General features: G+C 70.0%; 6 protein-coding genes and 1 pseudogene. 1 reads left to right on the forward strand and 6 read right to left on the reverse strand.

The features are described from left to right. Window positions 1-49 precede the first annotated feature (49 nt). Genes JGS39_RS34615 through JGS39_RS34625 form a run of 3 tightly spaced genes read right to left on the reverse strand, consistent with a single transcriptional unit; the run spans window position 50 to window position 2,984 of the window. Window positions 50-682 carry a LutC/YkgG family protein gene (locus JGS39_RS34615; protein ID WP_219573713.1) on the reverse strand — a complete coding sequence of 211 codons (633 nt, stop codon included), beginning with the start codon at window positions 680-682 and terminating at the stop codon, window positions 50-52. After that, a complete protein-coding gene (locus JGS39_RS34620; protein WP_219573714.1) occupies window positions 679-2,220 on the reverse strand; it encodes a LutB/LldF family L-lactate oxidation iron-sulfur protein in 1,542 nt (513 codons plus the stop codon). The genes JGS39_RS34615 and JGS39_RS34620 overlap by 4 nt, the downstream gene beginning before the upstream one ends. Next, entirely contained in the window at window positions 2,217-2,984 is a 768-nt protein-coding gene (locus JGS39_RS34625) for a (Fe-S)-binding protein (RefSeq protein WP_219573715.1), read from the reverse strand. The genes JGS39_RS34620 and JGS39_RS34625 overlap by 4 nt, the downstream gene beginning before the upstream one ends. Window positions 2,985-3,075: 91 nt before the next feature. Between JGS39_RS34625 and JGS39_RS34630 the strand changes: the two are divergent. Beyond that, window positions 3,076-3,973, forward strand: a pseudogene (locus tag JGS39_RS34630) (L-lactate permease); the annotation flags it as partial. Between the two features lie 79 nt (window positions 3,974-4,052). Here JGS39_RS34630 and JGS39_RS34635 read toward each other — a convergent pair. From JGS39_RS34635 to JGS39_RS34645, 3 genes are all read right to left on the reverse strand, one after another. Continuing rightward, entirely contained in the window at window positions 4,053-4,808 is a 756-nt protein-coding gene (locus JGS39_RS34635; RefSeq protein ID WP_219573716.1) for a FadR/GntR family transcriptional regulator, read from the reverse strand. Between the two features lie 112 nt (window positions 4,809-4,920). Then, window positions 4,921-5,964, reverse strand: a complete 1,044-nt coding sequence (locus JGS39_RS34640) for a S66 family peptidase (RefSeq protein ID WP_219573717.1) — start codon at window positions 5,962-5,964, stop codon at window positions 4,921-4,923. A gap of 9 nt (window positions 5,965-5,973) precedes the next feature. Continuing rightward, window positions 5,974-6,396, reverse strand: a complete 423-nt coding sequence (locus JGS39_RS34645) for a nuclear transport factor 2 family protein (protein ID WP_219573718.1) — start codon at window positions 6,394-6,396, stop codon at window positions 5,974-5,976. Window positions 6,397-6,531 lie beyond the last annotated feature (135 nt).

The following is a 6,531-nucleotide window of genomic DNA, read 5'->3' on the forward strand; positions in this document are numbered from 1 at the left end:
CCGGTGACGGACGGGGGTGCGCGCCTTCCTGCGGCGCACCCCCGTCCCGTTATACGTCCGTGCGGATCACGACCGCGAGGGTGCGCGGTCCGTGCACGCCCTCGACCCGTTCGAGTTCGATGTCGGACGTGGCCGAGGGGCCGCTGATCAGCGTCGTCGGCCGCGCCGGCACCAGTCGGGCCACCGCCTCGGGTACGCCCACCTCCACGGTCGACAGATCGACGACGCAGACGTGCAGGTCGGGCACCAGGGACAACGCCCGCCGCCCCTGGCCGGGCGAACCGTCCAGGAAGATCGTGCCGGTTTCGGCGCAGCTCACGGCCGAGGCCGTGACGACGCCGTCCAGCGAGTCCAGCCGCGGTGCGGGGATGTCGGCGGAGTCCTGCTGGACCTCACCGTCGTAGGCGGTGAGCCACTGCGGGTCGAGGCCCGCGGGCACGCCGATCCGGCCGGCTCCGCGCTCCCGCAGCACCTCGGCGACGACCTCGGCCGTGCGGTCGGCGGTGCAGGGATGCACCTGGGCCTTGTAGTCGACGAGCCGGTCGGTGAACAGCGCCAGGCGTTCCTCGTCGGGGAGGGTGCGCCCGGTGCGGTAGGCGCGCGGGACCGGGGTGTCGGCGGCGGGTGCCAGGGCCAGGGCGTCCCGGACGCGGCCGAGCACCGTTTCGCGAGCGGTCGTCACTTCTCCTCCTCCTGCTGCCGGTTCTGCGCGTAGTCGTCTGCGGCGGCCCGCATGGTCGCGGCTCCCTCCGCCGATGCCAGCCAGGAGCGGAAGGTCTCCTTCGGCGGGGCGGGCGTGTCGCGGCTGTCGCTCCAGCCGTTGAAGGGCGGGGGCAGACGCGAGATCTTCCCGTCCCGTCCGGCGATGACCCGGCCCAGGCCGGATGCCTTCTGCGCGGCCGTGAACAGCTTCGGGCTCTTCATCACTCCGGCCGCCGCTTTCATGGCGAGCTTCTCGGCCGTGGTGCCTGACTGCTCGGTGTGCTGGTGACGCAGTTCGACCAGCAGCGACGGAATATCGATCTTGACCGGGCAGGCGTCGAAGCAGGCGCCGCACAGGCTGGAGGCGAAGGGCAGCGAGCTGTTGGGGTCGTCCTTGGCCGCGTGCATGCCCGCGAGCTGCGGGGTGAGCACGGCGCCGATCGGTCCGGGGTACGTCGATCCGTAGGCGTGGCCGCCCGCGCGTTCGTACACCGGGCAGACGTTGAGGCAGGCCGAACAGCGGATGCAGTTGAGTGCCTCGCGGCCGATCCTGTCGGCGAGGGCGGCGGTACGTCCGTTGTCGAGCAGCACCAGATGGAAGGTCTGCGGCCCGTCGCCGGGGGTGACTCCGGTCCACATCGACGTGTACGGGTTCATCCGCTCCCCCGTGGAGGAACGCGGCAGCAGCTGGAGGAAGACCTCCAGGTCCTGGTAGCGCGGCAGCACCTTCTCGATGCCCATGACCGTGATCAGGGTGTCGGGCAGGGTCAGGCACATGCGGCCGTTGCCCTCCGACTCGACGACGGACAGGGTGCCGGTCTCGGCGATGCCGAAGTTGGCTCCGGAGACGGCGACCTTCGTCGTCATGAACTTCTCGCGCAGATAGGCGCGGGCCGCGGCGGCCAGGTGCGCGGGAACGTTGTCCAGGGACGGGTCCACGCCCGGGATCTCCTTGAGGAAGATCTCCCGGATCTCATCGCGGTTGCGGTGGATGGCGGGCACCAGGATGTGCGAGGGCTTGTCGTGGGCGAGCTGCACGATGAGCTCGGCGAGGTCCGTCTCGTACGGGGTGATGCCGATCGATTCGAGGTGCTCGTTGAGGCCGATCTCCTGGGTGGCCATCGACTTGACCTTGATGACCTCCTTGCTGCCGGTCTCCTTGATCAGCCGGGCGACGATCTCGTTGGCCTCGCCGCCGTCCCGCGCCCAGTGGACGGTGCCGCCGCGTTCGGTGACCTTGCGCTCCAGCTCCTCCAGGAGCTCGGGAAGCCGGTTCATGGTGTCGGTCTTGATGGCCGATCCCGCGTCGCGCAGCTCCTCCCAGTCGGGCAGCTCGCCGGTGACGTGGAGGCGTTTGGCGCGGATGGTGTGGGTGGCCTTGCCCAGGTTGCGGCGCAGCTGTTCGTTGCCCAGGTCGTCGTGCGCCGCCGCGGGGAACTTCCGGTCACCGCGCAGATTGCCCGTTCCGTACGGGGAGCGGGGCGGGGTCGCGGGCATACCGAGAAAGGTGCTGCTCATCGGGCGGCCTCCGTCAGAACGTGCGGCGCGGTGCGGGTGGAGGAGAGGATCTGGGCCAGGTGCAGGGTGCGGGTGCCGGACTTGATCCGGGAGAGCCCGCCGCCGATGTGCATCAGACAGGACGAGTCGCCGGCGGTGCACACGGCGGCGCCTGTGGTGGCGACGTTGCGCATCTTGTCCTGGAGCATCGCGGTCGAGGTGTCGGCGTTCTTCACGGCGAAGGTGCCGCCGAATCCGCAGCAGGCGTCGGCCTCGGGCAGCTCGACGAGGTCGATCGAGTCGACGGCCCGCAGCAGCCGCAGCGGTTTCTCGCCGACGCGCAGCATCCGCAGGGAGTGACAGGTGGGGTGGTACGTGACCCGGTGCGGGAAGTACGCGCCGACGTCGGTGGCGTCCAGCACGTCGACCAGGAACTCGGAGAGCTCGTACGTCTTGGCCTTCACCGTGGCGACGCCCGAGCGCAGCGCCGCGTCGCCGTAGCGTTCGGCGATGATCTCGTGCTGGTGGCGGACGGAACCTGCGCACGATCCGGACGGCATGACGACCGCGTCGATCGAGGCGTCACCGAACTGCTCGGCGAAGTTGCGCACCAGCGGGACGGGTTCACGCTGATAGCCGGTGTTGACATGCATCTGTCCGCAGCAGGTCTGCCCCGGCGGGAACACCACGTCGTGCCCCAGGCGCGCCAGCAGCACCGCCGTGGATTTCACCGCCTCCGGGAAGAGCGTGTCTCCCAGACAGGTGGCGAAGAGTCCGATACGCATGGGGCCTCCCCGATCGTGATTTGTGGTCCGACCATACTACCCTCGGTCCGTTTTGAGGAGAGGTAGGCGCCAGAAGGGTCCTTTCGGGCGGCTCGCCAACACCGCACCCGTCGCGTTCGGCGCCATGGCCATCCCGGTCACCGCCGGGCAACCTGACCGGCATCCCGGCCGAGGACATCGCCGCGGTCATCGGCCGCCAGTCCCCGCTGCTCGCGCTCTTCGTGCCCCTGCTGCTGCTGTTCGTCGTGGACGGCACCCGTGGAATCCGCCAGCTGTGGCCGATCGCGCTGGTCACCGGGGCGTCTTCGCCGTGGCCCAGTACTGGTGCTCCAGCCACTTCGCGTACGAACTCACCGATGTGGTCGCCTCGCTCGCGAGCTTCGGCGCCGCCGTGCTGATGCTGCGCTTCTGGCAGCCCCGCACCCCCGAGGAACAGCACTCCCAGGTGGAGAACGAGGCGCTCACGCCGCGCCGGGTCGCCTACGCCGTACTCACGTACATCCTGGTGATCGCCATCTTCGCCCTCGCCAAGCTGAAGAACATGCGGATCGCCATCATGACGGTCGCCACGGTGCTCGCACCGAGCTACGTGATGAACCAGTCGGGCCAGACCGTGGCCATCGGCACCTGGCTGGCGACGGCAGGCGGGCTGTTCGCCCTGCTCTCACCGATCCTCAGCTGGCTGGGCACGGCGGTGACCGGTTCCGACACCTCGGTCAACGCGCACTTCGCCAACCTCCAGCAGACGGCCGGTCAGACCGCCGGCATCGACCCGACACTGCTTGCTGGTCGCCGCGAACACCTCGGGCGGAGTGGTGGCCGAGGTGGTGAGTCCCCAGAACCTGACCATCGCCGCCACCGCCGTACAGATGCCGGGCTCGGAACGCATCCTGCTGCGCAAGGTGGCCGGGTACAGCGTCGGCATGCCGGCCATCCTGTGTGTCCTGGTCTGCCTCCAGTCCACCTCGGCGCCCTCCTGGACGCTTCCCTGGCCGCCCTGCCCCAGGGAAGGTCCGCGAAGTCTCGCCCCGCCCTCCGGAGGGCGGGGCGAGACTTCGCGGGCACGGCCTAAGCGGTGGCGCCGTCTGCGTCGCCGCCGGTCCGGTCCTCGTCGACCAGCGTGCCGTGGAAACCGCGGATGTGGAGCTCGGCGAGGTCGGCCGCCTCGTCACCCTGGTCGAGGCGCACCAGCCTCAGCATCTCGGCGTGCTGACGGTTGAGGTGCGCCTGTGTGGCCGGCCAGTCGTCCACCTCTTCGAGGGCTCGCAGGATGAGGGGGCGTACCGACTCCCGCACCGCCGCGGTCAGCGTCGAGGTGAGCGCGTTGCCGGAACTGCTGGCCACCTTGACGTGGAACCGGGTGTCGAGTTCGTTGAACTCCTCCGGCAGGATGCCCGGCTGCGACATGCGGTGGACCACCGCACCCGCCTCGTCCAGGTCCTCCTCGGAAGCGTGCGTCGCGGCGGCGGCGAAACTGGCGCGCTCCAGGGCGACCCGGGCCTCCATCACGTCGTGCAGGCTGTAGCTGCCGAGGGCGAAATGCAGCCGCAGCAGCCGCCCGAGCGCATCGTCCGGGTTGCGCACGATCCGGGCTCCCGAGTCGGGTCCCCGGCCGGGCTGCGCGACCAGTACGCCAATGGTCTCCAGGACGCGGAGCGCCTCGCGCAGGGCGGAGCGGCTGACCCCGAAGACCGGAGCGAGTTCACGCTCGGGCGGCAGCCGGTCGCCGGCCCTGAGCTTTCCGGCGAAGACCTGCTCCTCGATGCTCTGGAGCACCAGTTCATGCGTCCGCGACTGACGGACGGGTTGCCATTCGACGGGCATCCGCCACCCCCTGCCCCGGCCGGAGCCGTTCCGTTACCGGCCTCGTCTTCTTCCGAATCTCCCACTATGTCACACATGGCATGTGGTCGGACCAGAAAAAGGGCAGAGGGTTCTAATACGTCACCACGATCCGGCGCGCCTCGCCGTCCACCCGTATCCGTCCGCCGTACGGGATGACCAGCTGCGGGTCCGTGTGGCCGAAGTCGACGTCGAGGACGGCCATCGTGTCGGGGGCGTACTCGTTCAAGGCCCGCAGCACGGCCTCGCGCTGCTGTTCGCGATACCGCTTCCCGGCAGCTGCGCCGAGGGGCTGCTCGAAGGACCAGTTCTTGGCCCGGGCCATCAGCAGTGCGGGGAACCGGTGCAGAAGTCCGCGCTCCCCCATGTTCCGCAGGATCCGGTACACCTCGTCGGCGCTGATCATCTCCTCGGACGTTTCGAGGAACAGCACCCGGCCCTCGTACTCGGCCGCCGGGCGGATCTCCCGGTCGGCCATCAGCAGCCAGGAAAGGATCTCCAGGTTGCCGCCCCAGCTCGCGCCCTCGACCACCCCGTCGGCGTGGTGCCAGATCCAGGCGTCGGCGGGCAGCACGCCGGGTTCGTGGTCGAAGGTCCGCGGGTCCTCCCACCGGCCGCTGACGCTGCCGGTCTCCTTCGCGGGGGTCAGTTCGTGATCGTCATGGGTGAAGAGCGCCGCCCGCAGCGACGCGGCCGTCAGGGGGTGCATGGCGCCCGGGCGGCCGAGCTCGACCATCACGGATCCGCCGTGGTAGCCGACGATACCGAGGCGGTCGAGGAACACCAGCAGATTGGTGTTGTCGCTGTAGCCGAGGAACGGCTTGGGGTGGGCACGCAGCAGTTCACGGTCCAGATGCGGCAGCACGGTGATCTGGTCGTCCCCGCCGATGCTGGCGATGACCGCCTTGATCGTGGGATCGGCGAAGGCCGCGTGGATGTCGGCGGCGCGCTCCTGCGGAGTGGAGCCCATCTTCCGGGTGGCCGGGTACTCCACGGGCTCCAGTCCGAAGTCGTCGCGGAGCCTGCGCAGCCCCAGTTCGTACGGCAGCGGGAGGATGCCGGGGAGGCCGGACGAGGGGGACAGCACGGCGACGCGGTCGCCGGGCCGGGGCTTGGAGGGGTAGTGGGATTCCGACATCCGTTGAGCCTAATCAGCCGCCTTCGGGGTGTCCGCCGGATATTCACCGCTGGGCTGCGACGGGCCGGCCGGGGTGCCCTGATGGAAGTACATCCGCCAGCCGGAATCCGACCGGCGCCAGAGCGAACTGCGCCTGAAACGCCTGCCGTTCCTCTCCGAGGTGTACGTCAGGTGGACCAGGCCCGGTGCCAGCAGCACACCGGCCATCCCGGTGACGGCACTCGGCTCGGGGCCGCTCTCGTCGACTGCGGACGTGACGGCCAGGATCGATGTCCTGTCGTAGCGCCGCCCTGAGGCGCCGAACTCGGTGAACCCGGGGTCGAGGAGTGCGGTGACCTCGCCGGGGGAGGCTCGCACGCCCGGATCGAGCAGCCTCAGTTCGCCCTCGACGGCGGCCCGCACGGACCGTTCCTCCTCATCGCTTCCGTTCATGCGTGGACCCTAGGCGAAGACCGACGGCCGTGCACGGACCCCGCCCCCGGCACGGACCCGGGACGGGCCGGCACGGCACCTTCGGCAACTGACACCGCACGGCGGCGGGTGAACGGCCGGCCCGTCCCGGGTCCG

This window comes from Streptomyces poriferorum, assembly GCF_019399235.1.
In the GTDB taxonomy this organism is placed as follows: domain Bacteria; phylum Actinomycetota; class Actinomycetes; order Streptomycetales; family Streptomycetaceae; genus Streptomyces; species Streptomyces poriferorum.

What these genes read in the sequence shown, in the direction of transcription:
- JGS39_RS34640 (WP_219573717.1), bottom strand. Translation starts at nt 5,964, where the DNA reads ATGTCGGAATCCCACTACCCCTCCAAGCCCCGGCCCGGCGACCGCGTC.
- JGS39_RS34645 (WP_219573718.1), bottom strand. Translation starts at nt 6,396, where the DNA reads ATGAACGGAAGCGATGAGGAGGAACGGTCCGTGCGGGCCGCCGTCGAG.
- JGS39_RS34620 (WP_219573714.1), bottom strand. Translation starts at nt 2,220, where the DNA reads ATGAGCAGCACCTTTCTCGGTATGCCCGCGACCCCGCCCCGCTCCCCG.
- JGS39_RS34635 (WP_219573716.1), bottom strand. Translation starts at nt 4,808, where the DNA reads ATGCCCGTCGAATGGCAACCCGTCCGTCAGTCGCGGACGCATGAACTG.
- JGS39_RS34625 (WP_219573715.1), bottom strand. Translation starts at nt 2,984, where the DNA reads ATGCGTATCGGACTCTTCGCCACCTGTCTGGGAGACACGCTCTTCCCG.